At 45.5% G+C, this 18,839-nt stretch carries 12 protein-coding genes and 1 pseudogene; 3 read left to right on the top strand and 10 right to left on the bottom strand.

The features are described from left to right. Both R7Q47_RS02010 and R7Q47_RS02005 read left to right on the top strand, forming a co-directional pair. A pseudogene (locus tag R7Q47_RS02010) lies at nucleotides 1-312 on the top strand (hypothetical protein); the annotation flags it as partial. 4 nt (nucleotides 313-316) lie between these two features. Then, a complete protein-coding gene (locus R7Q47_RS02005) occupies nucleotides 317-1,963 on the top strand; it encodes a BatD family protein (protein WP_248486168.1) in 1,647 nt (548 codons plus the stop codon). Nucleotides 1,964-2,088: 125 nt separating this feature from the next. Here R7Q47_RS02005 and R7Q47_RS02000 read toward each other — a convergent pair whose 3' ends face one another. From R7Q47_RS02000 to R7Q47_RS01980, 5 genes are all read right to left on the bottom strand, one after another. Then, the gene (locus tag R7Q47_RS02000) at nucleotides 2,089-4,215 is read right to left on the bottom strand and encodes a GGDEF domain-containing protein (protein WP_054574929.1); all 2,127 of its coding nucleotides are present in this window, start codon (nucleotides 4,213-4,215) and stop codon (nucleotides 2,089-2,091) included. Between the two features lie 326 nt (nucleotides 4,216-4,541). After that, nucleotides 4,542-5,291 (bottom strand): phosphate ABC transporter ATP-binding protein PstB, encoded by a 750-nt coding sequence (gene pstB / locus R7Q47_RS01995; RefSeq protein WP_005375156.1) that lies wholly within the window; start codon nucleotides 5,289-5,291, stop codon nucleotides 4,542-4,544. Nucleotides 5,292-5,351: 60 nt separating this feature from the next. Further along, the gene (gene pstA, locus R7Q47_RS01990) at nucleotides 5,352-6,215 is read right to left on the bottom strand and encodes a phosphate ABC transporter permease PstA (RefSeq protein ID WP_005383923.1); all 864 of its coding nucleotides are present in this window, start codon (nucleotides 6,213-6,215) and stop codon (nucleotides 5,352-5,354) included. A gap of 22 nt (nucleotides 6,216-6,237) precedes the next feature. Beyond that, complete coding sequence (gene pstC / locus R7Q47_RS01985) at nucleotides 6,238-7,170, bottom strand: phosphate ABC transporter permease subunit PstC (RefSeq protein WP_005375154.1); 933 nt, start codon at nucleotides 7,168-7,170, stop codon at nucleotides 6,238-6,240. A gap of 100 nt (nucleotides 7,171-7,270) precedes the next feature. Beyond that, complete coding sequence (locus R7Q47_RS01980) at nucleotides 7,271-8,092, bottom strand: phosphate ABC transporter substrate-binding protein (protein ID WP_005375153.1); 822 nt, start codon at nucleotides 8,090-8,092, stop codon at nucleotides 7,271-7,273. 331 nt (nucleotides 8,093-8,423) lie between these two features. Here R7Q47_RS01980 and R7Q47_RS01975 point away from each other — a divergent pair, with 331 nt between their 5' ends. Beyond that, entirely contained in the window at nucleotides 8,424-10,067 is a 1,644-nt protein-coding gene (locus tag R7Q47_RS01975; RefSeq protein ID WP_248486166.1) for a methyl-accepting chemotaxis protein, read from the top strand. 101 nt (nucleotides 10,068-10,168) lie between these two features. On the opposite strand, the gene R7Q47_RS01970 is transcribed toward R7Q47_RS01975, so the two are convergent. The 5 genes from R7Q47_RS01970 to R7Q47_RS01950 are packed head-to-tail and all read right to left on the bottom strand — an operon-like array spanning nucleotide 10,169 to nucleotide 18,603. Next, the gene (locus tag R7Q47_RS01970) at nucleotides 10,169-10,741 is read right to left on the bottom strand and encodes a DUF1566 domain-containing protein (protein ID WP_017820503.1); all 573 of its coding nucleotides are present in this window, start codon (nucleotides 10,739-10,741) and stop codon (nucleotides 10,169-10,171) included. Nucleotide 10,742: 1 nt separating this feature from the next. After that, on the bottom strand, nucleotides 10,743-12,176 hold the full coding sequence (locus R7Q47_RS01965) for a DUF1566 domain-containing protein (RefSeq protein WP_318088570.1): 1,434 nt from the start codon (nucleotides 12,174-12,176) through the stop codon (nucleotides 10,743-10,745). Nucleotides 12,177-12,201: 25 nt separating this feature from the next. Further along, nucleotides 12,202-14,454: a proprotein convertase P-domain-containing protein gene (locus R7Q47_RS01960; protein ID WP_248486162.1), complete on the bottom strand. Its 2,253-nt coding sequence runs from the start codon at nucleotides 14,452-14,454 to the stop codon at nucleotides 12,202-12,204. Nucleotides 14,455-14,463: 9 nt separating this feature from the next. After that, nucleotides 14,464-16,605 (bottom strand): TonB-dependent hemoglobin/transferrin/lactoferrin family receptor, encoded by a 2,142-nt coding sequence (locus R7Q47_RS01955; protein WP_248486161.1) that lies wholly within the window; start codon nucleotides 16,603-16,605, stop codon nucleotides 14,464-14,466. Then, the gene (locus R7Q47_RS01950) at nucleotides 16,606-18,603 is read right to left on the bottom strand and encodes a prolyl oligopeptidase family serine peptidase (protein WP_248486159.1); all 1,998 of its coding nucleotides are present in this window, start codon (nucleotides 18,601-18,603) and stop codon (nucleotides 16,606-16,608) included. Between the last annotated feature and the right edge of the window lie 236 nt (nucleotides 18,604-18,839).

The raw sequence follows: 18,839 nt of genomic DNA, 5'->3' as shown, positions 1-18,839 counted from the left end.
CAACAAAAGTCTCAAAACGAAGGGAAAGAAGCGCAAGGACAACAGTCACAAAATCAGCAAGAATCTGAAAATAAAAAAGAAAAACAAAAAACGGAACAACATCAACCGCAACGAGATGACAAGCAAGTGAAGGATCAAGGTGAACCAATACAGGCTAAAGCGCATCCCGAAAAAATGCATCAGGATGATCCTGAGTTCCGTCGACTAGAAGCAGTAGAAAGTGCTCGCGACCCAAGCTTTTTGATCCGTGCGCAAATGCAACTTCAAGCGCAACAAAAACAACCTCCACAACAATCTCAAAAGGAGTGGTAAGCCTGTGATGAACAAAGGCGTAAAACTGGTCTTTATTTTTGTGGCCAGCCTAATATCCAGTTTCTCGGTGATGGCACAGACACTTCAAGCTAGTGTGAATAAAACACAAGTAGCCAAGAATGAAGTGATTAACCTCAGAATCATTTCAGATACTGAGCTCAGCTCAGACTCAATCGACTTCAATGTTCTAGAGAAAGACTTCTTCTTGGGTCAACCTCGTTATGGCCGCTCTAGCAATAACATTAACGGAAGAAAATCAGTGCGTACCGAGTGGAGTATCTCAATTGCACCAATGAAAGAAGGTGTTCTGACTATTCCAAGTTTTTCCGCTGATGGTATGAAAACGGAGCCGATCAAACTACGTGTCAACGCGAGCCAAACAGACCCCAATCTTGATGATCTATTTAGCTTCAATATTACGGTCGACAACAGTACGCTCTACCCTCAGCAATCTGCAACATTACGTATACAGCTTCTAATCAAAGCGGACACTCGACGCCTAGATAACCCGCAAATAGTACCTCCGCAAATTGAAGGCATGAAGCTTGAGGCACTGGGTGGCTTACAGCAAAGACAGAAGATCTTAAATGGGTTAGAAGTAGCGGTCATAGAGCAGTCGTTTCGCTTAACGGCCAATCAACCAGGCACTTATACCTTGATAGGTCCTAAACTGACCGGTTCTTATATTTATGGCGACAGCTTGACGGGCTCAACCAAAATAATGCCTATCAATACCAAAGCGGAACGCATGCCAATAACGGTCAAACCGATTCCGAGCGAATTTAAAGGTGAATGGCTTCCTGCTTCAGCGTTAGAAATGACACAGAGCTGGCAAGACGATCAAGGTAATCTACTGTCGATTAACGCGATCAACACAGTAAAGCAAGGTTCTTCACTCACTCGAACCATTCAAGTTAAGGCTCGCGGTACACAAGCCGAATATCTGCCACGAGTCAATATTAGTTACCCGAGTTCACTGCGCGTGTATCCAGAACAACCTAAGTTCGATAGCGCGAGAGATGGCACCGTTACCATGACGGTGAAACAAGTCATTATTCCTACAGAGGCCGGGAAATATACCTTACCAGGATACGACTTGAACTGGTGGGACAGTCAAAATGATGAAGCGAAGAAAACAACGTTACCAGAGCTAACATTAGACGTAGAGAAAAATGACACTGGGCTAATCACGTTGCCGGAATCGCCTCTTTCAGCGCCTTTAGTGTCAGCCCCTAGTCCTGAATCAAGCGGCGGTGTAAACAGTCTCTGGCGAACGTTAACCTTTGTTTTCTCAGGGCTTTGGATAATGACATTAGGAATCGCAATTTGGGCATGGAAAAAGCGCCCAATAACAGCGAGTGGAACGGTTTCAAATACTGAACAACCACTTTGCATCGACGCGCTAAAAAAAGTCATCGAAGAGGGCGATGCTGCGAAAATTGAACGCTCTGTAAATGAGTATTTAACCACTCATCAAGACAGGTTAAACCCTGGTGACGTACAAGTAATTAAGCAAGAGCTTAATGCCATGAATCAAGCGCGTTTTAGTGCTAACCAACAACCTTGGAGCCCTGATTCGCTGTTAGCGAAAATTCAAAACCTTGGCAAAGCAAACGTAACGAAAACCGACCACCAACTCGAAAAGCTATAAATAACTAGATAACAATGGCAGCTCTCATGAGCTGCCAATTCTCTTATCCGGCCAAATTTTGCTTTAGCGGTTTTATCTAGAGCACCAACCGCCGCTTCTTCCCTATCAAGTTGCTCTTATGAACATCACTTACTCAACAAAACTTGGGGCTCGTATTCGTATCGCCTTACACAATTTCGCCCATGATTCTTCGCTTGATAGAGTGCCTTATCCGACAACTGATATAAATGGTCGAAATTAAAGTCTTTGCCTTTCGCTTTATAACAGGAGTAACCGACTGAAACGGTAAGTAACTCTCCTTCTGGGTTGTGTCGATGCTTTATCCCCTCGCCCTCGATGCACTGACGAATGCACTCTGCTCTCAGTCGAACCTCCTCTTGCTCAGAACCAATCATGAGCAATGCAAACTCCTCACCTCCGATACGGCAAAAAACTTCATCTTCACCTTTGGTATGATGATCCAAGATATAGCCAATTCGCATCAATGCGATATCGCCTTCGAGATGACCATAGTGATTATTGAATAAGCCAAAATGGTCAATATCAATCAGGATCAGGCCAAACGACATGTCGTCTTCACACTCTAGGGCACAATATTTTTGCATCACATGTTCTAACATGCGGCGATTACCAAGACGCGTCAAAGGATCGAGCTTAGAAAGTACCTCAAGCTGTCGATTGGCTTCCTCCAACTCTTTTGTTCGGTTCTGAACCTCCAGCTCTAAGTTTTCGTTTAATTCGCGAATCGCCTCTTGAGCTTGAGTACGTTGCAATACTTCAGCTAAGCTGGACGCGAACATACGAATCACTTCACGTAACTGAGAAGTTAACGGCGCACGTGTCAGCAAATTATCAACAGCGATAAAGGCGATAGGACCACTGCTATTTGAAGTCAATACCGTCATCGCAGCCCAACCAAAGCCAACAATATTACAGTCATGATAAATAGGCACTGATTCTTCAAATGCGACTTCGTTTGGCATTGAGCGAGCCAGATTTATAAGAGAGAAATCTTGGGTTTCGCCAAAGAAGTAAGATTCATCCACCACGTTACCTTGAATATCGGTACCCCACGTTCCTTGCATGTAAGAGCAATTTTCATCAGTTAAAAACACCGCCATTCGATCAATACCAAGATTTTTAATGGCGAAAGTGACGGCCGATTTGCATACTCCACTGACAGTAGTGCAACGTGATAACTCAACCATGCTTGAATGCAGCATGCGTACGTTTTGTTCTTGGCGCTTACGAATGTAAATTTGAGAGAAGAGTGAACCAAACGAGTCCAACATCTGTTTTTGATATGCCGTTATCGGCTTACGATGAATAAAGTTATCTAGCGCGAACCACCCAAACGGTTCATTGCCATCGCGTAAAATCAACATCGCATTCCAGCCCTGCCCGATGACCTTGCCTGCTGTGTATATTGGCGCGTCTTCTACAATAACTAAGTTGCTCTCGAGGCTAGATAACGCGGTGATATACTCCTCGCTAAGTTGGTGTAAATCATATTGTGTGTGAAATTCATCAATCGTAATTCCTGACTCATCCGTACCGTATGTACCACTGAAGCTACGCTTTTTCATATCGAGAAGCATCAGTGTAGAGCGATCAAACCCAAGTCGTTCACGTAACGCTTCGACGGCTTTGTAGTACAAGTCCTTTAAAGAATCAGGATTAGAGATTTCGAGTGCAACTTGCTGAACTAACTTCATATTTTCGATAAAGCGCTCGCGTTGGCTAATCTCATCAACATATTGCGCTTCACGAATATCTCTGTGCCTGATCTCTTTCGAGGCATTTTTTTCAGCACGAATACATTGCCAACGCGCCGCTGCGAGTTGCATTGCGTCGTAACTTTCTTCATAGATATTATGTGCTGTGCGAGCATGAACAGATTGAATCAGTAGGTAGGTACGTTTGATAGGCGTGTTGTCGAGCATCATGATGTAACTATCACCACCTAAATCTCGGGTGTGATTCCAATTACAAGTGTTGATCGCCAGAGGTATGATGCTTTCAGAGGTGTCAAACTGACTTGCCCACTCCCAGAATGTCTCAGGATAGTTTTGGGTTGGGTAAAGCTCTCCGCGAGAGAAGCTCATCGAATGACGAGGGTTAATTGAAGGATCTTCAAAAATAGCGAGGGCTTGAGGGGAGAACAGACTCTCTAAATGATCAAAGATTGCCTCCGCTAGCAACCGATGGTCCCTCGTTGAAGACACTTTTCTTGTAAAACTTCTTAAACTCACCCTACCAACCTAATCTACTTTTTTATCCTCGATAAAAAACTACTTAGGCCATGATATGCAATCAATACGTTCAAATTTGAGCTGTTAAGTCATTCGCAAAATTATCAGACTTAGTGTTACATTCGAGAACTCTTCAGCACTTTTAAAGCCATGTTTCACATAAGTTACATGCTTTATAAACTGAGGAGGAAAGTTGTACTTATTTACAAGATTTTTGTGTTGGTAGATGTTTTAAGCCTACGACTTAAAAAGAAAAAGGCCCCTCATTAAGAGGGGCAAAGTTACCATCGCTTATAGTTATTTAGTTATGCTTGAAATACGGTGGATTAACCGAAATCACCATTTACGTAGCCTTGAGTACGGTCGTCTTGAGGGTTGCTAAAGATCACTTGCGTATCGTTGTGCTCAACCAGTTCACCCATTAGGAAAAACGCAGTGCGGTCAGAGATACGACGCGCCTGTTGCATTGAGTGAGTCACGATAACGATGGTGTAGTTCTTCTTTAGCTCTTCCATCAGTTCTTCGATTTTGTGTGTCGCAATTGGGTCAAGTGCCGACGTTGGCTCATCCATCAGAATCACATCCGGCTCCATCGCGATTGTACGTGCAATACATAAACGTTGCTGCTGACCACCAGAAAGACCGAATGCGTGTGATTTAAGGCGATCTTTCACCTCATCCCAAAGTGCAGCACCGCGCAGCGAACGCTCTACCACTTCATCAATTGTCTTTTTGTCTTTGATACCTTGAGCACGTAAGCCGTAAGCCACGTTCTCGTAAATGCTCATCGGGAATGGGTTTGGCTTTTGGAATACCATGCCGACTTTGATGCGAAGGTCAGCAACATCAATGTTGCCGTAAATGTCTTCGCCGTCCATTGCCAATTTACCTGTAATTTTCACGCCTTCGATTAGGTCATTCATTCGGTTCAAACAGCGTAGAAGCGTTGATTTTCCGCAACCTGACGGACCGATAAGTGCCGTCACTTGGCGAACTGGAATTGGTAAGTTGATCGATTTCAGTGCTTGGTTGTCACCGTAGAATAGGTCTAGGTTTTCAATATCAAATTTGTTCATTGTCTTAATCTCTTAATTCTTGAATTCGTGTCTTTTAACGTGCGTTCTTAATTTGTGTTGTTAGTAAGTTGCGGTGTTAAAACGTCTAGCAATCAGTTTCGTTACCATGTTGATCAAGAGAACAACTACGATAAGCACTGTTGCCGTACCGTAAGCCTGATTCCATTCTTCAACGGTAAACAGTTCGGTAGTCAGTTTGTATAGGTGAACGGTTAGCGTACGACCTGAATCCAATAAAGAATCCGGAATACGTGCAACCATACCTGCAGTCAGGAATACTGGAGCAGACTCACCAATGACACGACCAATACTTAGAATGACCGAGGTTAAGATACCTGGCATTGCGCTCGGAAGAATCAAACGCCAGATAGTGTAAATCTTAGAAGCACCGAGGCCATAAGAGCCTTCACGGTACGTTTGTGGTACTGCCATCAACGCTTCTTCCGTTGTACGGATGATAACTGGCAGGATTAGGATACTTAGCGTCAATGCACCCGACAGAATCGAGAAGCCAAGGCCAAGAATCGCCACGAAGAAAGTCATACCAAACAGGCCGAAAATGATCGACGGGATACCCGCCAATGACTCGGTACAGAATCGGATGATTTTCACCAAACGACTGCCCACTTTCGCGTATTCGGTCAAGTAGATTGCCGTCATGATACCGAGTGGCGCTGCCACTGCGATAGAAGCGATAACCATGTAAATGGTCGCCACAATCATTGGGAAGATACCGTGCTCTTCACCTGTGCGCGTATAGTTATCAGTAATGAAGTTCCAATCTACGTGTTGTAGACCGTTTGATAGGATGTACCAGATAATCCAGAACAAGAAACCTACCGTTAGTGCTGCCGAGATCCAGACAAATGCGTTAAAGACATTATCTTTGAACTGGCGTGCTTTTTTTAGTTTTGCGCGATCCATAATAGTCACCTTTAACGAGCGATTACTTCGCTTTTTCTCGGTTTAGGTACAGTAGTACAGCGTTCAACGACATGATGAAGACCAGAAGTACTACACCTGTAGCGTAAAGTGCGTTCGCGTGAACACCACTTGCGTAAGACATTTCAATAGCGATGTTTGCAGTTAGTGTACGAGCCGAATCAAGGATGCCTTCTGGCATTGCCGGCGCATTACCCATAACCATGATAATCGCCATGGTCTCACCCAACGCACGACCGATACCCAGTATCACACCTGTCATGATGCCTGAGCGAGCCGCTGGAACGAGCAACTTAAAGATGGTGTAGATTTTCGATGCGCCCAGTGCCAAAGAACCTTCTTTATAAGTACGAGGGACAGCGCGGATAGACGTTTCAGATACCGTAATTACTGTTGGTAGAATCATCACACCAAGAACAATAATACCGGCCAAGATAGTATTACCTGCAGGTACATCAAATACCTTCTGAATCAATGGAACGATAATAACCAGACCGAAGAAACCGTAGACCACTGAAGGAATACCGGCTAGCAGCTCAACCGCTGGACGGATGATGTCTGCTAATCGCTTTGGTGCGATTTCAGCGATAAAAATGGCGGTCAGAACACCAATTGGAACCCCAACAATGACAGCACCAGCCGTCGATACGATAGATGCCACAATCATGGTGGCGACACCGTAAAGCGCAGGTGGTAACCAGTTTTGTCCTAAGACAATGCCCGATACGCCTGCTTCTTGGAATGCCGGAATACTCTCTCGAACGATGAAGTATGCAATAACGGCTAATGAAACAATGCCGATTACGGCACTCGTTAGGAACAAGCCGTGGAAGATGCGCTCTTTCCAGTCTACACGACGCTTCTCGCGTAGGCCTGACTTGCTGATAGCTCTAGCGTCAGTATTCATAAGCTTTTCACTATTTGTTGCGATGGTCATTTAAAAATCTCACGGTTCTGGGCAATGCCGTTGAACACAATGGATAGAAAAGGCTCAGCCCGAAACGTTGGGCTGAGCAAACTTTAGAGTCCCGATGGGATTAGTTAACTGAGATGTAACCTTTTTGGTCAACTAGCGCTTGCGCTTCGTCAGTTAGCATCCAGTCTAGGAATTTTTGCGTTTCTGTTGATGGCTTGCCTTCTTTGTAAAGAACAAGGAATGGACGCGCTACTTTGTAAGAACCGTTTTTAACGTTAGCTACCGTTGCATCAACGCCGTCGATTGCTAGTGCATTAACAGTGTTGTCTACAGTACCAAGAGAAATGTAGCCGATTGCGTATGGGTTAGATGCAACCATTGTTTTCAGTGCGCCGTTACCGTTTGCAACTTGAGCACGTTGAGAGATAGCTGATACCTTCTTACCAGAAATCTTCATTTTTAGAGACATGATGTCTTCAAATGCGCCACGAGTACCAGAAGCTGTGTCACGAGTAATGGCTACGATTGGCTTGTCTGCACCACCGACTTCTTTCCAGTTTGATACTTCGCCTTTGTAGATTGCAGTCACTTGCTCGGCTGTTAGACCTGGCAGTTTGTTTTGTGGGTTAACAACCACTGCGATACCATCACGAGCAACCACTTCTTCGATTAGTGTTGATTCTTTTTCAGAGTCTTTTAGATTACGAGAAGACATACCAAGGTCTGCTGAACCATTTTTCGCTGCTTTTACACCAGCTGAAGAACCAGGACCTTGAACTTCGATAAATACGTTAGGGTTCTTCTTCATGTACGTTTCAGAGAAAACTTCCATCAGTGGAGTTACGCTGCTAGAACCCACTGCAGAGATAGTTTCTTTAGCAGAAACAGGAGTCACTGCCATTGCGCCTAGAAGTGCGATTGCACCGATTACTGTCTTTTTCATCACAATTTCCTTAAGTGGCTTTATTGCCGTTGTGTTTCACTTGAACGGTGCTCACTTTAGAATTTGAATATGACAGTTGTGTTTCACTTAGTTGAACCCTCTATGACACGTTGTCATTTCTAACTATTAATTCCGCGACTTATCCCTCTCTCAATTTGAACGTAACGTTTTTATAACGTTGCCTCATGTTCAAGATGATAACCCCATCGATTTTGGTACATTTCATAACAATTAGATATGAGTAACTCATTGATTTGACAAATATAACAATTAAAATCGAAATGCTTATTTATAAAAAAGATAATAATCAAACCGATAGAGGGTCAATCTCATGCGTCAATTTCTTAGTACGCTTTCTATTAAACTTCAGGTTTTTCTGCCTGTTCTATTCACAGTTATATTACTCATCATTGGACTGAGTGTCGGAATCGGTAAACTCGATCAAGCATTCAATAAGGTTTCGGCTTCCACCCATAAGCTAATCATTCACAAAGAGGAACTTAGCGGCATCGTAGACAACACTTACGCCATGCGCATCAAAGCCATTTATAGTCTATTTAGAGCCGAAGATGTTCAGTCTCTCAACCAAGAGCTTTCTGAGCGACAAAACAAAAACCGCGATTTTCTTAACTCCATCGACAATCTCCCTGGCGTTCAAAATGAAGTCAATGCTATGCGTAAGGCCATGAATCACTATGTTGATTTCACTCGCGGTACCATGACACCTCTGCTCACCACTAAACACTCTTCTGATTACACCACCTCTGATTTCAATCAAAAGTACGAATCTGCAATGGCTGAGTATCGATTAGCTGGCGAAGCGATGATCAACGCCATCGACAAACTATCTAAACAATTGAATCAAATCGTCACCGATGAAGTCGAAACGAATGGCGAACAACATTCAACCACGCTCACTTACAGCGCCGTCTCGCTTGCGGTGATCTTGAGTGCCGCTTCACTTATTAGTTGGGTACTCGCCAGCTACATCGTTGCGCCGATTCGTAACCTTCAAGTAACGATGCAGGAAGTCGCGAAGGGAAACCTACTAGTTAAGGCCGAAGCCATCGGGAAAAACGAAGTGTCTCAGCTGGCTCGAGATGTAAACCAGACCATAGAAAAACTGCGTGAAACTGTAAGCGCATTGGTTCGCATTAGTGAAGATGTGGCATCAGCATCAACCGAGTTAGCAACTGTTATGACTCAAAGCAGCGTCAACTCGGATCAAGAAAAGCAAGAAGTTGAGCAAGTAGCCTCGGCGATCAATCAGCTAGAGTCGACCGCAGCTGAAGTATCGACCAATGCACAAGAAGCTGATAGTGCATCAAATCAAGCACGTACGTTAACCTCACAAAGTATAAGCATGTTTGGGGAAAGCACTCGCGCAAGTGAAAAGATGGCGGAACAACTTAACGAAGCCGCTGCCGTCGTAACTTCGCTAAAAGATCAATCAGAACACATTGGTCGCGTGATCGAAGTGATTGAAGGTATTTCTGAGCAAACGAATCTACTTGCACTGAATGCAGCGATTGAAGCTGCACGGGCGGGCGAAAGTGGCAGAGGCTTTGCGGTAGTGGCCGATGAAGTACGTATGCTGGCAGCGCGAACTCAGGAGTCCACCAAAGAGATCCAAACCATTATAGAAGAGCTACAGCAACAATCTGGTCACGCAAATGAAAGTATGCATTCCAGCTTAGCCATGTTGTCAGACAACCAAGCTCTGACACAAGAAGTTAGCCAATCACTTGCTAATATCAGTAATGCTATCGCCGATCTGAACTCAATCAACACTCAAGTTGCGACCGCATCAGAAGAGCAGAAGCAGGTCACGGCTGATATCAACAACAACTTAACGAACATCTATGAACTAGTGAGCCAGAACGTCACTGGCATTACGCAATCCGCTGCTGCCGCTCAAGAGTTGTCTGGTTTAGCAGAAAACCAAAAACATCAGCTTAAGCAGTTCCAAGTTTAAATTCTCTGCTCAACACGATAAGTTCCAAAGGTTAGAAAAGAAAAAGCTCCGCACTGGCGGAGCTTATTAACATCTGGATTCGTGAAAATCCAACGGGGTGATTACTCCTCGTCAGTAACCAGCAGAACAGAGGAAATGTTCGTTGACTCTAGTGGGTTCCAGTTGTAAACCTCACCATTAAATGAATCAAACACCATAACGTTTGAGCCATCACCGTTTGGTGTGTTACTCCAGATGTAACCAGCATAGTCACCCACCTCTAGCGTGTAACCACTTGCGAATGCAGTGCCGTTCATCGCAGGGCTATGGCAAGCACGTTCTGTCAACGCGACTAACTCCTTAATGTTTGGTATGCGCCAATTCTTTTTGCCAGCGAAGTCATATAAAGCATGATTACCTGATTCATTGCGGATTTGCTCAGCGGTTGATAGCGCTAACTGCCATGACATCTTAGTCGCAGCGCCATCACAAGCTTCGTTTGCCGTATTCCACGTTGAACCAACAGGGCAACGCATCCATGTTAGACCTGTTTTCAGGTCAGTTACGGTACCGCTCTCAGAATATGTATAACGCGTGTTAGGTGCCGTTTTAGCAAAGTCAGTAGAACACTCTTGTGCAGCCATTACAGTTTGAGAAGCCAAAGCAAGAGATAGTACAGTTATTAATTTCTTCATCTTATTGGCCCTTTACTGCTACTAGACGGATTGGGAATTGGAATGACGTGCCTGTGTCACGCTCTACTTTGTCAGAATAAATTTCAACAAAGCTTACGTGGCCACGGTCAGCGCCCTTCGCTGCAATCACTGCAAATTGAAGTGCACCTTCGTAGTTAGCAGGAGAGTAATTATTAAATGTGAAATCACTTAGCCAAATAGCACCTGAATTAGCGTCTGGGCTGCCTTTACCCTGTTGAGGGAAGTAAGCTGTCGTCATACCATAGACATTGCCGTCGGCGTCTTTCTCTGTCTCACCTAAGTCGAGAACATCGTAGAACTCTTGGTATGTTGGTAGGCGCCAGTCACTAATGCCACATAGTGATTGCTTGTTTATATGTTCAACATATTGGCTTGTTGAACAGATGCCATCAGCAGCATCCACACAACCAACGACTTCAAGATCTTCGTAATACGGCTTAAATGTTTCAGACTCAAACGCAAATAGGCGATCTTTAAATTGAACTGAGCTCGCATCCGCACTCTTATTTTCCCAAACAAGACCAGTACGTTCGTCCATAGTACAAGCCCACTCAGTCGCATCTGCAGCTAAAGCTGCACCTTGTGAATCTAGCTTAACGAACTTAAAGCCAGCGCCTGTCGACGTTTGCTTGTCCTCTTTGTCGAAGCCGTATTCCGCATCTTGACCAGGGTAAGACGCCTGAACCTCTACTACGTCTGCTGCTCCTTCAGCAAAATAAAGAACGGCGCCCGTATCGTTACTACCAACCGTTTGTTCAGCAACCGCTACAATTTCTTCAGCAAATGCACTCACTTCCACTTCAGACAGAAGATCAGAGGCCAATGATTTACCCTGGAAGCTAAGGCTTTGAGCAAGCAGCGCTACGCCTTTGGTCATTTGTTGTGGCTGCATCGCAGCTAATAGTGCAACCGTGTTTTGCTCTAGCTTATCTAGCTCGCTGGCTTCTGCGTTATACATTACCGTACCAGACAGAGAAACGCCGGCATCGGTGAGTTGCGCTTTCACGATCTCTTCAGCTTGAGCAACGGTTTTACCGTCAACCACAAGACCTGCGAGCAGCGTTGTTACACCATTGACCGTGTTACCCGTTGCTAAATTTTGCCCCGGAGCCGCAAGACGCAACGTTTGGTTTGAACCTTGATCAACTTGAGCAAGAATGGTGCTGGTTAGTACGTTTTTATCGCTTGAAGTCAGGCTAAATTTACCGGCATTATCCGTTTTAGCACTCGGTTCAGTAGTATCACAAACGTAGTTTTGGTTTAAATCGATGCACACTGGCGTATCAAGAAGTGTACCTGCAGAAACGAGGGTGCCAGCTACATCATAGGTCGGTGCCGACGTGTCACCACCAGAACCACCGCCACAGCCAGCTAGGGCTAGTGACATAGCAACGAAAGAATATTGAAACTTCATAGATTTTATCTTCTTTTGATTTTAATTAACGAGAGCGAATCACTCTCACCATTGAAAGCAGGAAAAGTCCTAACAAGGTCCAAGGCGAGCCACTGCCACCTGAACCACCACCACTGCTTTCTTTAGTGGTATCAGCACTGCACTGATACTGAGCAAAGTGACTCACACCCCACTCTTTCAACACCCCAGAGTTCCCTGACACACGGTCAGACACTTCGAGACGCCAAGTACCCCAACTCGGTTGACCGACAAGTGCTTGTAACTCATCGTTATACTGAGCTGTGAAGTAACCTTTAAATCCATTGGTATTGCTTGATTGATGACTAAGTAGCACGACCGATTTGCCTTGTGGAGACACTAGCGTCACTTGCAGATCCTGCAGTGAGTCATGTTCGATGTTCAGGTAAACCGCAAACGAGTCATCAATCGTGAGTGACTTGTCCGATAGCGTCTGAGAGAACAGTCTGTCGCCCTGCTCTGGCAAAGCGGATTTCACTGATTGAGGCTGGATATCAAGCTCTGGCGTACCATTAACCAGCATCACCTGTTCACTCCACTGGTGAGTCTTTAAGCCTTCTGCAAATTGGTAATCCAATGAAATAGAGGAATCGAATTGTGTGCCACACGTCAGACCGCTTGGTAACGCCACCTTCATTGAGGTCGAATCAGAAAGCGTTTCATCAAAGTCGAAAACGGATGCGTTGTTTAGCTGCCATTGCCCTTTGATGCTCGCTTCGCGGCCAGTTTGGCTCAGGCTCACACCAACGTCTTGACCTTGTGCGATGTATCGAGCGTCATAGCGAACGCGAAGAGGCGCTTTAAGTAAGTTGTGTTTGTTGAAGCTGTCCGTCAGGAATTGGGCGTAATCTTTATTTGGGAACAAGGTGTTTGCGGCAAACACGGTCGATTCCGCCAGTTCATGCATTTTCACGCCACGACCAATGCCGTACATGCCTTCAAGTACAATGGCGTCAAACTCACGGAACACGTTATCGGTATCATCACCGTATCGCTCAACCGATGCTTTAAGCGCTTGAAACAGTGGCGTTGACCATAGCTCATCGCCTAGTTCACCGCCCACACTAACGTGCGCTGGATACTCCGAGCCCTCGAAGTAACGCGCTCTTTGGTTCCATAAGCTACGAGTTGTTTTGCGTGTTCCGAACACACCGTCCCAGTTGAACACCGTATCTAACTCGAATTCTTGACCACGACGCGAAGCATCCAAATATTGAGTGCGGTAGCTCGCGCTGCCCGCCCAGTAATCAGCAAAACCCTCTGCGATAGCGCCAGTGTGACCGTACGCCCAATCCGGTACGATTTGGTAATGAATGCCATGCCCAAGCTCGTGTATCACGACATCAGCATCGACTGCATCCGGAGAAACACCACCGACACCCAGCATGAGTGCTTTCGGACCGTAATAGTAAGTAGAGTTATCTTTTGATAAACCGCGAGCGTCAAAACGAAGCGGTTCGTCAAACAAGTCGTAAGTCAGGCTTGTCAGATATTGGATCGAGCTATCAAGATGATAAAAAGCCATCAACTGTGGGAACGCATTGTCACCAAACTCGGTGCTTTGCATCTCATCAACACTGTCAAATGCTTGAACCCCTTCTGCGCTGAGGAAGTCCAACGTATCGAGTACAGGCGCTTCACCAGGTGCTGGGGCTGCAAATAAACCCGTCGCATCCACTTGCTTTAATCTTGGGTTAGAGAGGTAGAACTTACCGCCGGACTTTAAAACCTCAATCGACTTGGTGACGTACTCGATCGGCTGAGGGTAATCAGACAGTGCTGACCACGTCGATTCTGGTGCCGCTTGCTGTTGCATGGTGCGAAGATCTGGGTTGAATAAAGCAACCTCAACATTAACCAGACTTCCAGAGCTCAAAGCAGGTGGCTCTTGTGCTTGCAGTTGGCGAGGCGATTCCAATTCCATTGCAACCGTTGGTTTACCGTTGCGAATGATCGTATCTTCAAGGCTCTTAAACACTCGCACAACGTGATGATTTTTATCAGTTGTTACTACTAAGGTGCGCTGTGCTTGATATTCACCGTTTACCCAAACATCAAAATTGTAATGCTCACCAAGCTGAGACTGGGTTTTGTAACGGAACTTAAACTCACCCGCTTCTGAGTAGTGGCTGTCTAGATAAGTTTTCGCTTGCGCTTCATTGGTCACCACAGAATCCGATGTGGGATAATCCCACTCTGCAGCCAGCGCCGCAGGGGTACATGCAATAAGCAGTGAAAACGCCAATGGTTTTAGCTTCATGATTTCGTCCTAGAATTCGTATTTTGCATTTAGCGTGAAGTAGCGCCCAGGCTCAGTTGAGTAACGCTTACTTTCCTCAGCGATACCCGCTACGTCTTGGTATCGGATGTATTCTTTGTCGAACAGGTTGATGATGTTTGCGCTAACACGAAGGTTTTTGGAAACGTGGTAAGTTGCGCCAATATCAAACGTATTCCACGCACTTGTCTGCGCGCACTCTGTCGCTAGACCAAGCGTGGTCTGGCATTTAGGAACGCGATCCATGGCCGCGGCCCAGTTCCAAGCCACGTAAGCATTGAAGTCTTGGTTGGCGTATTTCAGTTGAGCGTTACCTTCGAATGGCGTAATGCTTCGAACGTATTCGCCTTCCGCATCTTTGCCATCTACGTAGCCAAACTTGGTGCTGATGTCCCATTGTTTGGTGAGCGCGTAACCCGCGGAAAGCTCTGCACCATACGTCTCGACACCATCGAGGTTTTGGTATTGTTTAATGTAATTACCATTGCTTGAGTCAAAGCCCGTGGTCACAACGTCGATGAAGTTTTCAAACTTGTTGTAGAACAAAGACGCATAGACATACGCACGACCGTTATCGAACTTGTTACCGATTTCAAATGAGTCGGAAGTTTCAGCTTCTAGATCCATGTTTGGTGCAATGACAAACGGCGTGAGCGGCACAAAGTCGTGGCTTACGAAGCCATACGCTTTATCGTATTCCGGAGCACGGTAACCATGGTTATAAGATACATAAGCAATGTTGTTGGCAAATACTTCACGAGAAACCGACAGACTTGGAGATACCTCTGAGCTATCCATGTCTTTTAATGGGAATCCGCCCACTTCACCCGCACCGTCTGGCGTGAGACGGTGCGCATCAAAGCGTAGGCCACCTGTGATGGTCCATTTATCCAGTTCCACCATGTCTCGGACATACAAGCCAATGTTATAAGCACGAGCAGGAGCGAAAGGTTGTTTGGTCGAAGGTGTTACTCCGTTCCAATCAATCTTGGAGTCGCTATCTGTGCGTTCGTAATAGTCAGTAGAAAGCTCGACACCGTAAGCCAATTGGTGCTCAGCATTTGCTGCATAAATCGTATTGGTGAAATCGCCACGGAAGCCTATTGTTTCGTCAATGAAGGTTTTGTGTTCCAGCTCGCGACGCTTGGTGATCAAACCATTATGATCCACTTGGCGCATTAAACGGTTGGTGTCTTCCACCACTTCGGTGTGACGCCAGTAAACTTTGGTATCCAACTCTTCGAACCAAGTTGGATTAATCGGAGTCACCTCTGCACCAATATAAGCGCTGTACTCTTCTGTGGTTTCATCCTCAGCAAAGTCTTCAATATGCCAAATTCCATCAGGTTGAATGGACGGTGAACCCTCCAAACGCTCTTGGTTCTGGGTGTAGAGTTCCGCTTTGGCTTTCAACATCACCTCTTCATTGAAAAAGTGGTTGATCGTATAAGCACCGCTGTAACCATCGAGGTCGCGGTTATACAAATCTTCATCAAAGTTACGTGTCTCTTGTCCTTGCCAGTATGAAACGTTAAACAAACTCTCTGTATCACCGGAACGGAAAGCTAGATTACTCGTGCCTTTGTACTTGTTGCTGATATCGGTGTAAGTACCGGAAACATCGGTGTAGAAGTCTTTGTCTTTTAAGAAATCACCCGGCTGACTGGATTCTAAAATCACCACACCGCCGATCGCGCCAGAGCCATGCACCGAAGAACTTGCCCCTTTAATGATTTGCAGCGATTCAAAATTGGATAAATCAAAAGTATCTCGCCCAACAGCATCATTAATGTCATTCGCACCGAAGCCATCCGCAGAACGAATGCCATCACGAACGATCATAATGCGGTTACCCGTCATACCACGGATGGTAATGTTTTGCGGACGTCCAGCACCGCCCGTCACGCTTACACCAGGCTCGTTACGCAGCACGTCATATAGCTCGGTCTCGCCTCTTTCTTCGATTTGCTCGTTTGTGATAACCGCGACACTACCTGCCACTTTTGACAATGGCTGATCGATTTTATTGGCGGTTACCACCACCTCTTCCATTGAGAAAACCTTAGATTCGGCGTGCACTTGACTGGCAGCAAGTACCGAAAGTACTGCCGCTGACACTGGGGTAAGCTTCATTTACTGCTCCGCTTTAGATGTTTTAATGAGTGATAGTAGAAATGCGTATTCTTTTGCTTGTTGTTCTTGCGCTTGTCGCCGGTCCATTTGGTGGCCCGAATTAAAATTAGTTTGCAACAAGTACGGCCCGTTGCGCTCACTTAACGCTGAAACTTTAGCGAGATACTTTGCGCCTTCCCAATATGGCACGCGCTGATCGATTAAACCGACTTGAACCAACATGGGTGGGTAAGCGTCTTTATGGATATTGAGAATCGGATCGTACGCCTTCATTAACGCCAATTGTTCAGGTTTGGTTGGGTTACCCCATTCGCCGTACTGCTGTGTGGTAAGCGGAAGTGAGGTATCCGACATACTTGCAACCACATCAACAAAAGGCACTTTAAGTACGACACCTGAAAACAATTTAGGATCTTGATTAACCGCTCCGGCCACCAACGTACCACCAGCACTAGAACCGATGGCGAAAACCTCTCTATTGCCACGTTCGAATGTTTGCAGCGCCTTCGCGGCCGCGACAAAATCACCAATAGAATTGGATTTTCGCACACCACGGCCTTGCTCGTGCCATTCATCGCCAAAGTACCCACCGCCACGGACATGGGCGATAGCGTAAATCACACCTTGGTCGAGTAAACTGATAACCTGAGGCATAAAGTACGGTTTCATCGTAAAACCATACGCGCCGTAACCGTAAATCATCACAGGAGATTGTGGGTGCAATTTGTCTTTGCGATACGCCAAAGAGACAGGGACAGAAACGCCGTCGTGCTTAATAAAAATACGTTGGGATACATAACGCTGACTATCAAAGTCTTGGTAAGCATCTTGAGAGTACAAGGATTTATTCAGCGTTTTTACATCGAACTCTTCCCACTGAGGAGGCGTAGTCATCGACATGCTTCGGATACGAATTTTGTTTGATTCAAAATCGCCCAATGTGCTTAGCCAAGCGACATGACCATCGTGTTCCAATGGCAGTATCACTTTTTCCTGACCTTGGTAAGAATACACCGTCAAAGTCGACACATTGTTTGGCTTGCTAAGTGCCACAACTCCTGCATCATAAAGGTAGAACTGTTCAAGCGGCTCACGAGGATTGGTAAAGCGTTGCCATGTTGCGCCAAGCGGTGCGAGTTCGGCTTGGTAAAGGGCGAACTTTCCTTCAAGATTGCTTTTCAGATAAATGTAACCTTTCGCCACATCCGCGTAATATTCCACACCCACTTCAGGCTTTCGCAATGAATCTGAGACAGTGCCCGTTTCTAGGTCGACAAGCTTCTGCTCTGTTGTTGACTCGTTGTTGCTTTGCAGCACAGCATAACGGCTATCTGCCGCACGATAGAAAGAAAGTAACCAATCTGACTTGGGTTCATTCCATAGGACTGTTTTTGCCAAAGATTCAGTGGAGATACGTAAGATCTGATGAGGTCGCTGAGTGCGCTTTTCCTTTGCAACGAGGAATGCCACTTTCCCGTTAGGTGATAACAATACGCCACTATCGACGTGCGTCGCCAGTTCCGTAGATTGGCCGGAGAGTAAATCAACAACCACGGCGCGATATTGTTCGCTGCCGTCGATATCTTCCGTGAAAAGTAATGTGTCACCATTCACTTGCCATTGACCAAGTTGGTAGTACTGATGCGCAGATTGTCGTTCATCGAAATCGAACACCACGTTTTCTGGTGCATGTTGACTCGCACGGGATAATAGTAAGTAACGACCATCGCGACGCATTAGCGTCCACTCTCTTCCACTCACGATCGACCATGGCTTATCACCTTTGTCTGCCACCATGGTATCCCACTGCGTTAGTAGGTTTTTTGTCAACGTCTGATAACTTTTTTGGTGCTGTTCAGTTTTGTGGTTTTGTTCTGTTAGGTAGGTAAGAACTCGCTCATCTTTACGAGCATCATCTCGAAGCCAGTTGAAATCATCAGCAGCAAAGCCAGAACTAGAGGTAATTATGAGCCCTAAAAAAACATGAGTAAATTTCATATAGAGAGCGAATTCATTTATAGGATTAATACAATGGCGCGTATTCTGCCCTCAAATAAAAATGAGATCAATTATCATTTTCATAATCATGTGAGATTTTTATCTAGTGTGTGAGGAAAAACGTTTGCTTTGACCGAGGTAATAAAACTTAATAACTTCCTAAATTAGCGTTCTATGCTGTTTATATACAACCAGACAAGTATAAAAGCTGACAAACGAGTGAGCATGGAAAGACG

It is taken from the genome of Vibrio sp. Vb0349 (assembly GCF_033338975.1).
This window is presented reverse-complemented; position numbering and strand designations above follow the sequence as displayed.